Source organism: Ruegeria sp. YKSF131, from assembly GCF_059612645.1.
In genome coordinates this window covers 25,556-43,197 of record NZ_JBXWQZ010000040.1, presented here as the reverse complement: position 1 = coordinate 43,197, position 17,642 = coordinate 25,556, and the positions used below count along the sequence as shown (strand labels likewise).

The 17,642-nt window shown below is 56.3% G+C and carries 14 protein-coding genes; 6 read left to right on the top strand and 8 right to left on the bottom strand.

Annotated elements, in window-relative coordinates; genetic code table 11:
- The 4 genes from AC2FLZ_RS14400 to AC2FLZ_RS14385 all read right to left on the bottom strand — a co-directional run.
- A partial coding sequence (locus tag AC2FLZ_RS14400) for an FAD-dependent oxidoreductase (RefSeq protein WP_496882323.1) occupies positions 1-162 on the bottom strand: 162 nt, incomplete at its 3' end.
- 151 nt (positions 163-313) lie between these two features.
- A complete protein-coding gene (locus AC2FLZ_RS14395) occupies positions 314-553 on the bottom strand; it encodes a hypothetical protein (protein ID WP_496882322.1) in 240 nt (79 codons plus the stop codon).
- Between the two features lie 134 nt (positions 554-687).
- Complete coding sequence (locus AC2FLZ_RS14390) at positions 688-1,845, bottom strand: aromatic ring-hydroxylating oxygenase subunit alpha (protein WP_480477339.1); 1,158 nt, start codon at positions 1,843-1,845, stop codon at positions 688-690.
- 103 nt (positions 1,846-1,948) lie between these two features.
- Positions 1,949-2,854: a LysR substrate-binding domain-containing protein gene (locus tag AC2FLZ_RS14385; protein WP_496715853.1), complete on the bottom strand. Its 906-nt coding sequence runs from the start codon at positions 2,852-2,854 to the stop codon at positions 1,949-1,951.
- A 140-nt stretch (positions 2,855-2,994) separates the two neighbouring features.
- Here AC2FLZ_RS14385 and AC2FLZ_RS14380 point away from each other — a divergent pair, with 140 nt between their 5' ends.
- Together AC2FLZ_RS14380 and AC2FLZ_RS14375 are read left to right on the top strand one after the other, a co-directional pair.
- Positions 2,995-3,939, top strand: a complete 945-nt coding sequence (locus AC2FLZ_RS14380; RefSeq protein WP_496822209.1) for a PDR/VanB family oxidoreductase — start codon at positions 2,995-2,997, stop codon at positions 3,937-3,939.
- A gap of 416 nt (positions 3,940-4,355) precedes the next feature.
- The gene (locus tag AC2FLZ_RS14375; RefSeq protein WP_480477333.1) at positions 4,356-6,182 is read left to right on the top strand and encodes a BCCT family transporter; all 1,827 of its coding nucleotides are present in this window, start codon (positions 4,356-4,358) and stop codon (positions 6,180-6,182) included.
- A 197-nt stretch (positions 6,183-6,379) separates the two neighbouring features.
- On the opposite strand, the gene AC2FLZ_RS14370 is transcribed toward AC2FLZ_RS14375, so the two are convergent.
- From AC2FLZ_RS14370 to AC2FLZ_RS14355, 4 genes are all read right to left on the bottom strand, one after another.
- Positions 6,380-7,171, bottom strand: a complete 792-nt coding sequence (locus tag AC2FLZ_RS14370) for an FAD binding domain-containing protein (protein WP_496882321.1) — start codon at positions 7,169-7,171, stop codon at positions 6,380-6,382.
- A 95-nt stretch (positions 7,172-7,266) separates the two neighbouring features.
- Positions 7,267-9,627, bottom strand: coding sequence for a xanthine dehydrogenase family protein molybdopterin-binding subunit (locus AC2FLZ_RS14365; RefSeq protein ID WP_496882320.1), 2,361 nt, complete (start codon positions 9,625-9,627; stop codon positions 7,267-7,269).
- 80 nt (positions 9,628-9,707) lie between these two features.
- Positions 9,708-10,190, bottom strand: a complete 483-nt coding sequence (locus AC2FLZ_RS14360; protein WP_209507073.1) for a (2Fe-2S)-binding protein — start codon at positions 10,188-10,190, stop codon at positions 9,708-9,710.
- Between the two features lie 28 nt (positions 10,191-10,218).
- Complete coding sequence (locus tag AC2FLZ_RS14355; protein WP_480520524.1) at positions 10,219-10,767, bottom strand: SRPBCC family protein; 549 nt, start codon at positions 10,765-10,767, stop codon at positions 10,219-10,221.
- Between the two features lie 181 nt (positions 10,768-10,948).
- On the opposite strand from AC2FLZ_RS14355, the gene AC2FLZ_RS14350 reads away from it, so the two are divergent.
- From AC2FLZ_RS14350 to AC2FLZ_RS14335, 4 genes are all read left to right on the top strand, one after another.
- Entirely contained in the window at positions 10,949-11,629 is a 681-nt protein-coding gene (locus AC2FLZ_RS14350) for a response regulator (protein ID WP_480484332.1), read from the top strand.
- Positions 11,630-11,674: 45 nt separating this feature from the next.
- On the top strand, positions 11,675-12,844 hold the full coding sequence (locus tag AC2FLZ_RS14345) for an FIST N-terminal domain-containing protein (protein ID WP_480477321.1): 1,170 nt from the start codon (positions 11,675-11,677) through the stop codon (positions 12,842-12,844).
- Between the two features lie 3 nt (positions 12,845-12,847).
- A complete protein-coding gene (locus AC2FLZ_RS14340; RefSeq protein WP_496882319.1) occupies positions 12,848-15,061 on the top strand; it encodes a hybrid sensor histidine kinase/response regulator in 2,214 nt (737 codons plus the stop codon).
- A gap of 100 nt (positions 15,062-15,161) precedes the next feature.
- Entirely contained in the window at positions 15,162-17,339 is a 2,178-nt protein-coding gene (locus AC2FLZ_RS14335; RefSeq protein WP_496882318.1) for a Tex family protein, read from the top strand.
- Positions 17,340-17,642: the final 303 nt, after the last annotated feature.

Sequence of the window (17,642 nt, the reverse complement as noted above, 5' to 3'; positions counted from 1 at the left end):
CAATCCATGAATGTTGGCGGCTGCGTGCCAGGTTGACCCCGAGGTCAGCTCGTCCCGCTCCAACAGAACTACATCGGACCATCCCAGTTTGGTCAAATGATACAGGATCGAGCACCCGATCACTCCTCCGCCGATGACCACGGCCTGAGCTTCGTTTCGCATTTTGGCTATCTCGCGCGTTTTCGTTCGCGCTTGTTCTTTCATGAAGACTGACCCATCGACAATGTCGACAAAATTCGAGATCGAATGAAGTCAGCTAAACTCAAATTTGGAGAATGCCTGACGGCGCAATACGCTTAAGCAAACGAATTCGTCAGAACGTCAATCGGTGTGCGCGGCCACGTTCAAACAGCTTTAGGTTCAACTCATCTGCTTCCGGCGCGCCATATTCCAACGCAAACACAAATGCGTGGGTCAGGTAGAAACACGAGGCTTCATGATCCTGACGTTGTTCGGCCAGAATCGCTGCTTCGTGATACAGCCGGATCAATGCGGGTACATCTTTTTCCTCATGGGCTCGCAAGAGTTGTTTATCGAGTTTGTTCAGATCCACTGTGATCCTTTCAGCGAATTCACACCAGCTGTCCTCTAGGAGACAAAAGACGCAACGCGGTCCCGTCTGCTGTTGTTACAACCGATCCGCAATCTGGTCAGTCAGGCCTAACCAGATCGACTTTTCAGGATTGCTTACGCTTCAGCGCGGGCTTTTTCGATCTGCGTGGCCACCCAATGGTGAAAACAATGGGTCGGGCCGTCCATCGCGGGCGAGAAACGACCGCCATCGAATTTCACGCCGTGACGGCCTTTCTGCATGCCTTCAACCACAAAGACGTCTTCCTCGAACACCGTCTTCCACAGTTGCGCGTTCTTGGCACGCAGTGCTTCGTGTTCGGGCGCGTCTTCGGGTTTTTTGGCGTAGTAGAGCTCAATCCGTTCGTTCGAACGCTCATGCGTGATCGGATCGATGAGGAAAGCAAAGCCGTGGTCACGCTGAACACCCAGCAGGGTATTCGGGTAAACGACGATATATTCCGCGCCGTCAGTCCACTGCTCACTCAGGTTCTCGAAATCATCCAGCTTTTCGCCATCGTGACCCTCGAACTGGCGGTAGACATAGGTGCCCTGACCCGAATACTTGCCCAGTTCGTTGATGTTGTAGTGATCTTCCAGACGCGAATAGCTGTTCAGGCCGGGGTGAACCCAAGGCAGGTGATAGCTTTCGCAGTAGTTCTCAACAGCCAGTTTCCAGTTCGAGTTCAACTCAAGATAAACCGATGCGCCAGCGCCACCGTGATACATTGGTTGATCGAATTCTTTCCAGCGTTCCATCAACTCGCCATGGACATTTTCGAATTCCGGAGCATCGCCGCTGACATTGACAAAGACAACATCCCGCCAGACATACGAGCGGATGCGGATAAGGCCCAACTCGGCGAAATCTAGATCCTCATGGGTGTTCTGCCCGGGGCCACCGACATGAGGGGCAGTCCGCAGTTCACCATTCAAGCCATAGCACCAGCTGTGATAGGGGCAGCGGATCGCGCCGCGGATTTTTTGCGGCTTGTCGACCAAAATCATGCCGCGATGGCGACAGGTGTTCTGGAACACGCCGATCTGACCGTCGCGATCGCGTACCATCAACAGCGGCACACCCAGGAAATCGATCGGATACGCATCTCCCGCCTCTGGAATGTCTTTGCCAAAGCCGATGCCGGACCAGTTCGCAAACAAGACCGCATCCCGTTCTTCGGCAAAAACTGCGGGATCAATATAATGCTCGTTCGGCAGACCCTTTGCGGTGTTTACCGGTGTCAGAACAGACGAAAGCGGTGCGTGCTTGTTCATCGGCCACTCCTGAGTGATTTTGAATGAGTTTATCGCTGCATCCATTGGCGGCCGAGGCCGCCCACGTTCAATACTAAAAAACCTAATGGCAAATTGAGGCAGGCTAAACCGAACCTTCAGACAGTTCGTTAAGCAACCAATTCTTGAGAGCCAGCGCCCCTTCCGAAAGCTGATCGTCCGGACGACCGACAAGATAGAAATTATCCGGGGCGGGCAGGCTGAATTCCTCTAATGCGACGAGTTTCCCTGATGCGAGCATGGGCTGGACCAGACGTTTCCACCCCAGCGCAAGACCCGCCCCTTTACGCGCCACCTGAAGGGCAAGCGCATAGCTGTTCACCCGCGATTCCACGGGAACAACCCCAGAAAACCCGAGGTCGTGGAACCAGGATGACCAGGTCGTCCAGGTACTGTCCTGCGTTTCAAGATGGATCAGCCGCCGCTGCACGAGGTCTTCAAGGCTGGCCCCTTTAAGGTCCGCGGCCATCTGGGGGCTGCAAACGGGTGTCAGGATATCGCGATACAGTTTCGTGTGCGTGAGTTGCGCGTTCGCGTCCCGGCCATAGCGGATGAACAAGTCGATATCCGGCCGGTCCGTGAACGCCTTGTCCTGCGCCATCTGGTTCACTTTCACGTGCGGATAATCTTGCCAGAACCGGATGACAGACGGCGACAGCCAAAGTGCGGCGACGGCAGTGGTTGACCCAACGGTTACGTGGTTCTCGACATCGTTGCTGCGAATCTTTTCAAGTACCTTTGAAATCTGCCTGAACGAAGCGCCGAGTGCCTCAAACAGGTCTTGCCCATCCTCGGTCAGTTCCACACCGCGGTGCTTTCGGACAAAAAGTGCCGCGCCCAGCTCACCTTCCAGCGCCTTAATCTGATGACTGACGGCACCCGGCGTCACGGAAAGCTCACTCGCGGCTTCCTTGAAGCTGAGATGCCGAGCGGCGGCTTCAAAGGCCGATAAAGTCGTAAGAGGGGGAAGGTTGTAGTGGCGTCGAGACATGGAGGTTTGTCGGCTTTTGAACTCTGGGTGAGCTCAATTCACCCGAATGTTAGAAATTTTGCAATTGAAATCTATCTTTTTTCCTGTTGTTTGCTGAACGACGCAGAATGTACGCCACGTGAGACCGAACAGGACAAGTGATGGATACTCAAGTCGCCCGCCTTGTGCGAAAAACGCCGCTCAGCCCCGACACCTCTGACTTCTGTTTCGAGATCGAAAGCGGGCGCTTCACCAGCCTCGAGCCCGGAGCGCATGTGGACATCCATCTTGAAGACGGTCTGATACGGCAATACTCGCTGTGGAGCTGGAGCCAGGATGGACGCCTGATCAACGTGGCCGTCAAACGCGAAGACAAGGGGCGAGGCGGGTCACTGGCGATGCATGACCTGCAAGAGGGCGCGACCGTGGAAATCGGCGGCCCCCGCAACCACTTCAAACTTGAAAGCCATGATCGGCACGTCACTTTGATCGCTGGCGGCATCGGGGCCACTCCACTGGTTGCAATGGCACGTGAGCTGCTGAACCGAGGGCAGGATTTTCGTGTCTATTATCTTGTTCGATCAAAAGAATACGCGGCGATGGATGCACAATTCCGGGCGCTTGGACTTGATGAATGGTATCATTTGCATTGTGATAACACAGACGGGGTGTTCGATCTGAGATCTGTCATGCAATCGATGCCGATGGGCGCAGACGTATATACCTGCGGCCCTGAACCGATGCTGAATGCGGTACTGGAGGCTGGTGCCTTGCTGCGCGGCGGCGCGATACACTTTGAACGGTTCGCCGCCGCGTCGGACATTGAACATGCCCCGAACGCCGATTTCCAGATCGAGATCCAGTCGACTGGTGCGATCTATCCCGTTGGCAAGGACCAATCCATTCTGGAGGTTTTGCAGGCCAATGGTGTGCAGGTTGATTTCGGCTGCTCCGAAGGGCTTTGCGGAACCTGTATCATTGATGTCGTTTCCGGCGAAGTCGATCATCGCGACGGTATACTTACCCCGCAAGAGCAGGAAACGCATGAGTTCCTGTGCACATGCGTTTCGCGGGCCAAGTCGGGTAAACTGGTATTGAAACTGTAGAAGGAGCCACATTCATGCCCTTTACTTGTTCTCGCTAACACCTGTTTCGAGTACCTGTGAGCGTCGTTTCAAGTTGCATATGTGTCGGAATCTTGGGTGAGCTGCCCTAACCTCTGTCATAGGTTTCCCCGAATTGAAGGGCGCAACCACTTCTTGCGAAGCTGCAACCAGGTTCAACGGCAGACAGACTTGCCACTTCGAGCCAACAGCTTTTGCAAGCGAGAACAATCCGGGAGGAAAAGAGCGGTGGGCGATCCCACATGGTGTGTGGTCTTCCCCGTAAGTCTCAGCTGAGTTGCAGTCAACTCGCTGATCGTTTGGTGCATTGGGCATGTTATTTTCGCCGTCCCGCGCGGTGCACCCCAAGCCAAAATCAGAAGAACAAGAAATGGCGAACACACGGAGGAAAACGCAATATGTCGATACCCGATCCATTCACGGACGTTGAGATAAAGACGGCGGATGCCGGTTTTTACGAAAACTACAGCGTCCCAATTGCCCTGATCAGCAAGGCCATCATGGTCGCGCTGGTTTTGTGGGCACTGGTATTTCCTGCAAATGCAAACGGCACGCTTGGCAGCCTGAACGGGCGGCTGCTTGAGCTTTTCAACAGCTTCTACATTGTCATTGTCGGGTTGTTCCTCGTTTTTCTGGCCGTTGTCGCCGCTATTCCGTCCACGGGTCGCCGTGTGATGGGAACACCCGGTGAAAAGCCCGAGTTTTCGAACTTCTCATGGTTCTCCATGATGTTCGGCGCCGGCCTGGGTGTTGGTCTGATGGTTTTTGCAACCGCAGAACCGTTGGGGCTGTGGGGTTCGAACCCCGAAGTCGTATCCGAGGCGGTCGTTGGAAATACACCCGAAGCACTGCAGTCGGCTTACCGCTATACCTTCTTGCACTACGGGTTTCACGCTTGGGCCATCTATGTGGTGACCGGTTTGTCGCTGGCATATTACGCTTATACCCGCGACATGCCTCTCACCATCCGCTCGGCACTGACGCCCCTGTTCGGCCGCTTCGTCAATGGTTTCTTCGGCCATGTGGTTGACGTTCTGGGTGTTGTTGCAACGATCCTCGGTGTTTCCGTCACCATCGGCTATGGTGTCAGCCAGTTCATCGACGGGCTTTATGCCATCACCGGTATGGAGTGGGTCATGGATCTGGGTGGCGAAGTTCCAACCCCAAGCAAAGTAGGTTTGATCGCCGGCCTGGTCATCATCATGAGTCTGTCGATTATTTCGGCCGTATCAGGCGTTGGTCGTGGTGTTAAATACCTGTCGAACCTGAACCTCGTATTGTCGATCATCCTGTTGGGCACATTTATCGTCTTCGGCTCGTTCGTCTTTGCCATGACCACTTATGGAACGGCAATGGTCGACTATATCCTGCATATCCTGTCGCTCAGCTTTAACGCCTATGGCCCGCTGTCAGTTGAAGCCTTCGCTGCGGCTTTGCCTGCCGAAGCACAAGCCCATGCCAATGATCTGATGGGCGGAGCTACCAATGCGTGGGGCAGCTTTGACGGTTTCAAGAGTGGCCTGGAAGGGGCAGCAGCAGAGTTGGATGAAGCAACCCTGGCAGCCGTTTATGCGGCGGGTGAGCAGGGGCGTCAGTTCGGCTGGCAATCGGGTTGGACCACGTTCTACTGGGCTTGGTGGATTGCGTTCTCGCCCTTCGTGGGCCTGTTCCTCGCGCGCATTTCGAAAGGACGCTCTGTCCGCGAGTTCATCGTAGGCTGTGTGTTCGCCCCGGCTTTGGTGTGCTTTGCATGGATGACTGTTCTGGGAGGAACTGCGATTGATCTGGAACTGGCAGGCGCTGCAGAAGGTGCAATCATCGGCGCATCGAACACCAACAAGCTGTTCGTGACACTATCTTACATGATTGACGGTGGTCTGCTGTCAATGCTGAACGTGATGTGCGTGATCCTGATCATGACATTCCTCGTCACGTCGGCAGACTCGGGCATTCTCGTGATGAACACCATCATGTCGGGTGGCAGCCAGGAGACGGGCATCAAGCACCGCATCATCTGGGGTGTCATCCTGACGGCTGTGATCGGCGCGCTGATCCTCGCAGCCGGTGAAAACAACCCGATGGATGCGCTGCGAAACGCAATGATCATCGGAGCATTGCCCTTTACTGCTGTGATGGGTCTGATGTGTATTGCTCTGGCCAAAGCTTTGTTCCGCGACAGCCAGCGTGACAAACACGCCGCTACAGGTGCACAAGCCGCCGAATAAAGCGAAAGCTTAGTTTATGACTTGATCAGGCCGCCCGGAAATGGGCGGCCTGATTTCATTTTGCGCAGACACTGGCCACGACCCTCAAACAACGGAAAAGTGCTGGCCAGCCCGACCTTGGTGAGACACCAAAACCATATCTCAACGAAAAAGCCCCGGTAAAAACCGGGACTTTTGAGCATCTTGTCGTGAAATGCCTACATGCAGGCTTCAACGGCGCGTTTGGTCATGATCGACACAAGATGCGCCCGGTATTCCTTGCTGCCATGTAAATCAGCGATCATGTTGGCGGGGTTAATCCGAAGGTCCATCAAAGCGTCCGGGCGAAACTCCTTGTTCAGCGCCTGCTCGGCTTCGCTCCAACGGAAGACGCCATCCTCACTTGCCCCGGTCACCGCCACGCGCACGCCGTCCGTGAAACGGGCCAAATATACCCCAACAAGTGCAAACCGCGATGCTGGTTGCAGGAATTTTTGATAGCTTGCCGCCTGCGGAACCGGAAAGCGGATCGAGGTGATGATCTCTCCTTCATCCAGGGCTGTGGTGAACATGCCCTGAAAAAAGTCATCTGCCGCAATTTGACGCGCGTTGGTCACCACGGTTGCGCCCGATCCCAGCACACCCGCCGGATAACAGGCAGCCGGGTCATTGTTCGCAACCGAACCACCGATGGTTCCACGATTGCGCACTGCCGGGTCGCCAATTTGTCCAGCCAATGCCGCCAGCGCGGGATAAGACCCCGCAACGTCGCGAGCAACGACAGCGTGGGGTGTTGCACCCCCAACTGAGACCGAGCCGTCATCATCAACGCAGACGCCTTGCATCTCTGCTATGCCGCCCATCGACACCAGTTTGGACGGTGCCGCCAATCGCTGTTTCAATGTCGGGATCAGGGTTTGCCCACCTCCCAACGCTTGCGCATCCTCTGCTGCCAATGCTGCAACCGCGTCAGCAATGGTCGAGGGCTTCTCAAACTCGAAATTGTACATTTCGTTCTTCCTTTCCGAAAGGCGCTGATCCGCCCTTCATCTGGCTATAAATATCCCGGGGAGCGCGAGGGGCTGGCCCCTCGCTCCCCAACCTCTCAACCATGCATCGCCGTCCAAACGCGTGACGGGCTCATCGGCATGTCGATATGATCAACAGCCTTTCCGCCCGAGTTCAGTGCGTCCAGAACCGCGTTGACCACCGCCGGCGGCGAACCGATCGCTCCGGCCTCGCCGCAACCCTTCACACCAAGCGGATTGTGTGTACAGGGCGTCTGGCTTGAATGATCGACGCTGTAGAACGGGACGTCATCAGCGCGTGGCATCGCGTAGTCCATGAAGGACGCGCTCAGCAGTTGGCCATTCTCGTCATAGGCACAGTTTTCAAGCAAGGCCTGACCGATGCCCTGACCAATACCGCCATGCACTTGTCCATCAACGATCATCGGATTGACGATATTGCCGAAGTCATCCGCAGCCGTGAACTTCTCAATCGTGACCTGACCTGTGTCCGGATCAACCTCGGCCTCACATGCATAAGCCCCTGCCGGGAAAGTAAAGTTGGCCGGGTCATAAAACGCGGTTTCTTCCAGTCCCGGTTCAACTTCCAGCGGATAGTTGTGCGGGACATAAGCCGTGAGGGTCACATCCCCCCATGCCACCGACTTGTCGGTCCCCGCAACACTGAACTGACCGTCCTTCAGCTCGATATCCGCCTCGGACGCTTCCAACAGGTGGGCGGCGATCTTCTTGGCCTTGTCGATCACTTTTTCGGTCGCCTTGACCATCGCCGATCCACAAACCGCCAGCGAGCGTGAGCCATAGGTGCCCATGCCAAACGGGATCTTCGAGGTGTCACCATGCACGATCTCGACCATCGACTCGTCGATGCCGATCATGTCGGCCACAACCTGCGGGAAGGCCGTCTCATGCCCCTGACCATGGCTGTGCGCGCCGACCATGACGCTGATCGAACCGGTGGCATTAACCCGAACGGTCGCGGCATCATAAAGACCCGCCCGGGCCCCCAGCATGCCAACGATGTTCGACGGCGCGATACCGCAGGCCTCGATATAGCAGTTGACACCCAGGCCCCGCAGCTTGCCGTTGGCCTCGCTTTTTGCACGGCGGGCGGCAAAGCCTGCCAGATCGGCAGCAGCCTCAAGCTTGTCCATTGTCCCGTTGTAGTCCCCGGTGTCGTAAGTCAGCGCCACTGGCGTGTCATAGGGGAACTGCGTGACAAAGTTCTGGCGACGCAGGGCGATCGGATCCACACCCAACTCGCGGGCGGCCTTGTCGATGACACGCTCCAGCTGGAAGGTTGCTTCGGGGCGGCCAGCGCCGCGATAGGCGTCCACCGGCACCGTGTTTGTAAACATCGCCTTCACATTTACCTGAATGACCGGGGTCTTATAGTTGCCTGCCATCAGCGTCCCGTGCAGCCATGTCGGCACCGAGCTGGAGAAGGTCGAAAGATAAGCGCCCAGATTGGCATAGGTGTTGGTCCGCAGCCCGATAAAGTTGTTATCCGCATCCAGAGCCAGTTCAATCGTGCTGACATGGTCACGACCCTGCGCATCCGACATGAACGCCTCGGACCGGCTGGCGGTCCACTTGACTGGGCGGTTGCAGGCTTTGGCGGCAAAGGTGCAGAACGCTTCTTCCGCATAGTGGAATATCTTGGTGCCAAATCCACCACCCACATCCGGGGCCACGACGCGGACTTTATGTTCCGGCAAACCCAGAACGAAGGCGCACATCAACAAGCGGATGACATGCGGGTTCTGCGAAGTGGTATAGAGCGTATATTCATCCGTGCCCCGGCTGTATTCCGCCACGGCCACGCGCGGTTCCATCGGGTTGGCGACCAGCCGGTTGTTCACCAGATCCAGCTTGGTAACGTGCGCCGCGTTGGTAAAGACGTCGTTCACCTTTGCGTCGTCGGCCTCACCCAGCTGCCAGTCGTAGCAGATGTTGTTTTTCAGATCGTCATGAACCAGCGTCGCGCCTTCCTGCGCGGCGGATTTCATGTCGATCACGGCGGGCAGTTCCTCGATATCCAGATCAATAGCCTCAACCGCGTCACGGGCCTGTTCCAGACTGTCAGCCACCACGGCGGCAATGGGATCGCCCACGTGGCGCACCTTGCCCTGTGCTAGAATGGGATGTGGCGGTTCCTGCATCGGTGCGCCGTGCTTGTCGGTCACTTCCCAGCCACAGGGCATTCCGCCCACGCCTTCAAAGTCTTTGCCGGTGAATATCCTGACCACGCCGGGCATACCCTCGGCCGTTGATGTATCCACAGAATTGATCCGCCCATGCGCGATGTCGGACCGCAGGAAATATACGTAAGCCTGGCCACGTACATTGATGTCGTCGGTGTAGTTGCCTGCTCCGGTCAGAAAGCGGACGTCCTCGCGCCGCTTGGAGCTGGCTCCGATGCCACTGTCTTTGGGCATTGCTTGTTCTCCTCCCATAAACGGATGCTGTTGCACCCTTCACTTGTCCCACGGGCGCAACATTTACGCCCGCAGCGGCATCATTCCGCGGCGATACTGCCGACGTCCTGGCCAGAGGCGGCCATGATCGCCTTGACGATATTGTGGTACCCTGTGCAGCGGCACAGGTTGCCTTCCAGGTATTTCCGGATTTCGGCCTCAGATGGGCGCGGGTTGTCTTTCAGCAGCGCTGCGGCGCTCATCACCATACCCGGAGTACAGAACCCGCATTGAAGGCCGTGATGATCCTGAAAGGCTTGCTGGATCACGTTCAGCGAACCGTCCGCATTTGCCTGACCTTCGATGGTGCCAACATCAGCGCCGTCGGCTTCGACCGCCAGCATATTGCACGACTTCACGGCCTGACCATTCACATGTACAACGCAAGCGCCGCACTGGGCCGTATCACAGCCGACATGCGTGCCCGTCAATGACAGTTGCTCGCGCAGAAAGCCGGACAGTAATGTCCGGCCCTCGACCTCGCCGCTTACGGCCTTGCCGTTCACGGTCATGGAAATTTTCATGACTTTCTCCTCCCTGAATTCCAACGGTTCAACCGCCCAATACGCGCTTGAACCAACCTTTTTTTGCTTCGCCTTCTTCATCTTCGGCCGAAGGTTCGGCTTGAACCTGATCCGAGGTTTCCGGATCGGGCGTTTTTTCCGGTTCGACCGCGTTCTGAAAGTTTTCAAAGAACCGGTCGGCCATTTTTCTGGCGACTCCATCAATGACCCGGCTGCCAAGCTGGGCCAGCTTGCCACCGACACGTGCGTCGACGGTATAGGTCAGCAGAGTACCTTCGGGCACATCAGACAAACTGACATCGGCCGCACCCTTGGCAAAACCCGCAGCCCCACCCTTACCTTCACCCGAGAGCTTCACGCTTTCAAGCGTTACGATATCAGAAAGGGTAACGGCCCCTTTGAAGGTCGCTTTGACGGGGCCAACTTTCTGCACCACCGTCGCTTCGAACCCGTCATCGACCGAGCCCGTCATTTCCTGACATCCCGGAACGCATTCTTTCAGAACCTCAACCGACAAAAGCGCATCCCAGACCTTGGATCGCGGCGCGGCGATGACGCGGCTGTCGCTAAGCTCCATTTCTCTTCTCCAGGTGTTTTTTCTTACGCTACGTGGTGTTTTTCGCCCTGCCTATTAGACCTTGGGTGTAGGTGACGCCGAGCCGGTCTTATGTACGACTTTGGGCCAGTAGGCGCAGATTACTTTCGTTGTTAGGATTGGGTAAGCTGGGGACAATCTGATTGAAAAAAGGCAATACCAAATGCTTGCTGACTCCGTTGTAAGGTCTGGCTTCGAGAAAGTGCTGATCGTCGATGACCACCCCCTGTTTTGCGACGCGCTGTCGATGACCTTGCAAAGCGTGGCGCAGATCGGCGAAATCCATACCGCAGACCGACTGGAAGGCGCGATGGAACTTCTATCAGGGGGGCTGAAACCGGACGCGGTCATGCTGGACCTCAACCTGCCGGATGTGGAAGGGCTGGACGGCCTTGTCCGTCTGAAGGCTGCTGCGAATGCCCCGGTTATTGTGGTGTCCTCGATGACGGATAATCGCGTTGTCAGTCAGGTGATTCAGGCGGGTGCATCGGGTTATGTACCCAAGCATAGCCAACGCGATGTGTTTCGCCTGGCATTCGAGACAGTGCATTCCGGCAAAGTTTTTGTGCCCGAAGGATGCGTTCTGATCAATGTTGAAGAGGATGAACACGCCGACGCGGTCAATCGGCTTGCGACACTGACAAATCAGCAAGCCCGCATCCTGCAACTGATCTGCGAAGGTAAACTGAACAAGCAGATTGCCTATGACCTGTCCATTGCGGAACCCACGGTCAAAGCGCATGTCACGGCAATCATGCGGAAACTGGGTGTGCAAAGCCGGACGCAAGCCGTTCTGATTGCAAAGAAAGCTTCGTTTGCCAGCGTCTTGCAAGACCAAGGCTAAGCGTCATACTCTCACCACATCGTCGCGCTTTAGGGAGGAGGCTCGATGGACCAAGCAGTCGGGTGGGCGACAGCCCGGACCGGTGCAACAGGCATCGTCAAAACGGCTTTCGTGCGTTACGACACCGGGCAGGCGCTTGGGGTGCTCGAACGTCAAATCGGGGCTGAGCCACTTGCACTGGTGATATTGTTCGTCAGTCCGAACGCGGACGCCGCTGCGGTCATTGCCAAAGCCGAGCAGGTGTTTGCGCCTACGCCGGTGGTTGGCTGCACCACCGCCGGAGAACTTGCGGATAGCGGTTATTGCGAAGACCAGATCGTCGCAATCGGCCTCCCGCAATCCCATTTCGACACGCGTACGGTCCTAGTTTCCGATCTGAACGATTTTGAGGCGGAAAGCATCATCAACGAGATGATCCACAACCGAAATGCCATGATGGTCACGGCGCCCGACTGGAGCCATGAGTTTACGTTCCTGATGATCGACGGATTGTCGACCAAAGAGGATGCGTTGACCTCCGAGTTGGCCGTCGGCTTGGGGCCGGTGCCATTGTTTGGCGGATCGGCCGGTGATGGAACCCGGTTCGGGCGTACCTATGTGCTGCATCAGGGCAAAGCACTGAGCAATGCTGCCATACTGACTCAGGTTCGTACGCGGTGCCCGATCAAGGTGTTCAAAACTGATCATCTGGTTCCAACGACCCGGCGTATGGTCGTAACCAAGGCGGATCCGGCAAAACGCATCGTTGAGGAGATCAATGCCGAGCCCGCCGCCCGCGAGTACGCCCGTATCCTTGGCAAGGATCCGGAACAACTGACGACATTCACCTTTGCGGCGCACCCCGTTGTTGTGCAGATTGGTGGGCAGCATCACGTCCGCGCCATTCAGCAGGTGGCGGGCAACGGGGACCTTGTCTTTTTCTCGGCCATTGATGAAGGGCTTGTGCTGACGCTGGCCGAACCAAGGGACATGGTCGAGCACCTTGAGGAAGAAATCGGCCTTCTGACCGAGAAACGGCAACCCGACACAATTCTGGGTTGCGACTGCATTCTCCGCCGACTGGAAGCGCAGGAAAAGCAAAAGACTCGCGAAATCTCGGACATTCTGGCCCGCAACCACGTTGTCGGATTTTCAACCTACGGAGAGCAGTACAACTCAATCCATGTGAACCAAACTCTGACGGGTGTTGCGATTTATCCACCGGAGAAAGAGTAACGTATGATCGAGCATCTTACAGATCCCACGGACTCGGTTGACCGCCAGAACGAAAAACTTCGCAAGATCGCCGAAGCGTTGATGCGCCGGGTTGAAGAATCCACCGATGCGTCAGGTGCAGCTTATGCGCAGTTTCAGCGCGCGGCCGTGCTTGAACAAGAGGTCCGCGCCCGGACGAATGATCTGGAGCGTGCCCTTGAATTGCTGAACGATTCCAATGCCAGGCTGGCACAGGCGAACAAGGACACAGAAGCCGCACGCGCTGACCTGGCCAATGCAATCGAAACGGTGCAAGAGGGGTTCGCCCTTTTCAATCGCGACGAAAAACTGGTGCTGTGCAACAGCCGCTTTGGTCTGCATATGCCTGACATTCAGGAGCGGCTGAGCCCGGGGCTGAGCTTTGCCGAATATGTCGAACTGGTCAGCCGATCCGGGTTTCTATCCCTGCCTGAAACGATGACGCCGACAGACTGGGCCAAAAGCCGTCTGGATCGGCACACAGACGATCATGTGGTGTTCAATGTCCGGCTTGTTGGCAATCGATGGTCGCAAGTGTCTGAGCACCGCACGCCGGATGGCGGCACCGTTATCCTGCAAACCGATGTGACCGATATCATGCGGATCGAACGGCAGGAGCGTGACCGGATACTGGATGACAAGGCCAGGCTGATCCGCGCGACGCTGGAACATATTGAACAGGGCGTTTGTATTTTTGACAACAAACACCGTCTGATCGGTTGGAACAACCGCGCCAGTGAGTTGCTGGCCATTCCGATCGCACAGTTTCAGATGGGGACCCGGTTTGAATCGCTGTCCAATCGCCTTGGCACGAACATCAAGTTCCAGAAGGGGGTAACGGAAGCCGATCTTCTGAACTGGGTGACGCGGCAAACCTATCGCCGTCCTCTGCAATTTCAGATGCACCGTGGAAGGTCGAAGATACTTTCTGTTTTTGCGCAGGAAATGCCCGACCGCGGTTTTGTGATATCCTTCACCGATGTAACCGCAGAACGAAAATCCGCCCAGGCCTTATATGAGGCCAAAGAATTGCTGGAACAGCGCGTAACATCGCGCACGATGGAACTGGCTGACGCTTTGAACGAGGCCGAGCGTGCAAACGCATCCAAGTCGCGATTTGTGGCAGCGGCCAGTCACGACCTGTTGCAACCTCTGTCAGCGGCAAAGCTTTATGTTGCATCGCTGGGCAGCGGTCTGGACAAAGACGACGCAAGAACCGTTGCAGGAAAGGCTGAAAGTGCGCTGAACAGTGTTGAACACATTCTGGAAGCGCTGCTGGATATCTCGAAACTTGATTCAGGGCGGGCCACCGCGCATTTGTCGACCATAACAGTGAGTACGCTGTTTTCGCAGATGGAAGATGCGTTTCGCCCGGTGGCGCAGGCAAAAGGGCTTGAGCTGTCTTTTGTTGACACGAACGCGCGCGTGACCAGCGACGCCAGCTATTTGCGTCGGATTTTGCAGAACCTGCTTTCGAACGCGATCAGGTATACCGAGGTCGGAAAGGTTCTGGTCGGTGTGCGGCGTCGCAAAGGCGCAATTGCCTTGCAGGTCTGGGATACAGGTATCGGTATCGCGTCAGACCAAAGAGACCTCGTCTTTCAGGAATTTCAGCGCCTGCATTCTGATGCCAGCGCCGCAGAGGGTATGGGATTGGGCCTTGCAATCGTGGAGCGCGCCTGTGGGCTGTTGCAACATCCAATCCAGCTGTATTCCGAAGTAGGCAAAGGAACTGGATTCTCGGTCGAAGTGCCGTTGGCGCAGGAAGAGCAGACCATTTGCAGCAGCGCCCCTGCGGCCCGCGATCCGGGCTCCAAGGTCCTTGGTAACACGGTCGTATTGTTGATTGAGAATGATGAAAACCTCCGTAGTGCACTGACCATGACCATCGAATCCTGGGGGGTTGAGGTTCTGGAGAGCGAAAGCGAAGACGAAGCAATCAATCTACTTCGTGAAATTGACATTCTGCCTGACGCAATAGTTGCCGATTTTCAGTTAAATCACGATAGAACCGGTGTTGACGCGATACATGCCCTGACGCACGAGTTTGGCCCTCTGCCCGGCTGCATTATCTCGGCCAACCGATCACCTGAACTGGCCGAGCGTTGCAAGCGCGCCAATCTGCCTTTGCTCTACAAACCGCTAGATGCGCAACTACTGCGCTCAACGCTGGAATCGTCGATTGCACGCCGCAACTGAGCGGCGTCAATCTGTGACCGGTTCAGATTGAACCAAGGGTCTTCCCCTTGCCGAAACAGCTGGTTAAGAAGTTCTTCCAGCGTCGTTTCAGGAGGCCCCATTGGACCGTATCGCCCGCACCATCGCCACCGAGATTAATGCACGATCCGAGCAGGTCGGTGCCGCGATCAAGCTACTGGACGACGGAGCAACCGTGCCTTTTGTCGCCCGGTATCGAAAAGAAGCAACCGGAGGATTGGACGACACCCAGTTGCGTCTGCTGTCCGAGCGGCTGACCTATCTGCGCGAGCTTGAAGCGCGGCGTGAGACCGTCCTGAACTCGATCAAGGATCAGGGCAAACTGACAGAAGATCTGAGCCAATCCATAGCACGTGCCGAAACCAAAGCGCAGTTGGAAGACATTTATCTGCCATACAAGCCAAAACGGCGCACCAAGGCGATGATTGCGCGCGAAAATGGGCTTGAACCTTTGGTTGACGCTATTCTGGCGGACCGCAACTGCGACCCTGAAACATTGGCCGCGGCGTACCTCACCGAGGCGGTAACGACGACCCGGGATGCATTGAACGGCGCGCGGGACATTTTGACCGAGCGGCTGACGGAAAACGCCGCACTGCTGGGCGAATTGCGCAGCTTCATGCAGCGCGAGGCTCTGCTCAGCGCAAAGGTCATCGAAGGCAAGGAAAAGGACGGCGCAAAGTTCAGCGACTACTTTGACCATGCCGAATTGTGGGCAGACGTGCCGTCGCATCGGGCATTGGCGATGCTGCGGGCATCCAAAGAGGGCATCGTCACGCTGGATATCGCGCCTGAACCGGAATTTGGTGCCGCGCGGGCCGAGGCGATTGTTGCCGCTCATCTACAGACACGTGGCACGGGGCCGGCAGACGCATGGTTGCGCAAAGTCGCGGGCTGGACATGGCGGGTAAAGCTTTCGCTGTCCATGATGGTCGAACTGATGGCTGATCTGCGCAGCCGGGCGCAGGACGAAGCCATTCAGGTCTTCTCGCGAAACCTCAAAGACCTGCTGTTTGCCGCGCCGGCAGGTGCCAAGGCGACATTGGGTCTGGATCCGGGCATTCGTACGGGCGTAAAGGCTGCTGTCGTTGATGCGACCGGCAAGGTCGTTGCCACTGACACCTTGTACCCATTTCAGCCGAAAAATGATTTGCGTGGCGCACAGGCCAGTATCCTCAATCTGATATCTGCTCATCAGATCGAACTGATCGCAATCGGGAACGGGACTGCCAGCCGTGAAACCGAAAAATTGGTTGCAGACACTCTTGCGCTACTACCCAAGAAGGTGAAAGCACCAACAAAAGTGGTGGTGTCAGAAGCTGGGGCTTCGGTCTATTCCGCCTCTGAACTGGCTGCGCGCGAGTTTCCGGATCTGGATGTCTCGCTACGTGGTGCGGTCTCGATTGCGCGCCGATTGCAGGACCCTTTGGCCGAGCTTGTAAAAATCGAACCGAAATCCATTGGTGTCGGCCAGTATCAGCATGATGTGGATCAGCATCGCCTGTCACAGTCGCTGGATTCCGCGATCGAGGATGTGGTGAATGCTGTCGGGGTCGATCTGAACACAGCGTCCGCCCCTTTGCTGTCACGCGTATCAGGTCTGGGGCCAGCGCAAGCCGAAGCGATTGTCACCCACCGCGATCTGAATGGGCCCTTCCTATCGCGGAAGGATTTGCTGTCCGTCGCCCGCCTTGGACCGCGCGCGTTCGAACAATGCGCCGGCTTCCTGCGCATCAGGGACGGTTCCGAGCCGCTGGATGCGTCTTCGGTACACCCCGAAGCCTATGACGTTGCGCGCCGGGTTGTTGCCGCCTGCGGCCGTGATATCCGAAACATCATGGGCCATAATGGCGCTTTAAAGGGGTTGCGGGCGGAACAATTTGTAACTCAGGATTTCGGCCTGCCGACGGTTCGGGACATCTTTGCCGAACTTGAAAAGCCCGGACGCGACCCCAGACCCAGTTTCGTCACCGCATCATTCACCGATGGTATCGAAGAAATCACCGATCTGAAACCCGGAATGGTTTTGGAAGGCACAGTCACCAACGTCGCGGCTTTTGGCGCTTTTGTGGATATCGGTGTGCATCAGGATGGGCTTGTTCATGTCAGCCAGCTGGCGGACCGGTTTGTCAAAGATCCGCATGACGTGGTTAAGACCGGGCAGGTGGTTAAAGTACGTGTTGTCGATGTTGATGTCCCGAGAAAGCGCATTGGGTTGACCATGCGAAAACAAAGTGGCGGCGGACATCGTCGCGCGTGATCGCAAAACGACGCGTGATGAAGTGCGCTGCCTTCTTGAAACCGCGTTTTGAGGGGCGTCAGCTTAGTATCTTGCACGTGGTTCAATCCATGATTACGACTGGGACGACCGGAATGAAGGTGATGTTGGCGCTACAGAAACGGCTGTGCTAATTGATCTTTTCTTTCTTGAAAGTTCGAAAAGACCGGGGTTGTCGCGGTGGGCTGGTTCGTAGTCTCTTGTATAACGTCTGAAGCACAACCTTGGCCCAATGCGGATCTGTAAACTTCCTGAGCTTCACCTTTTCGTAAACCAGAGGGTATG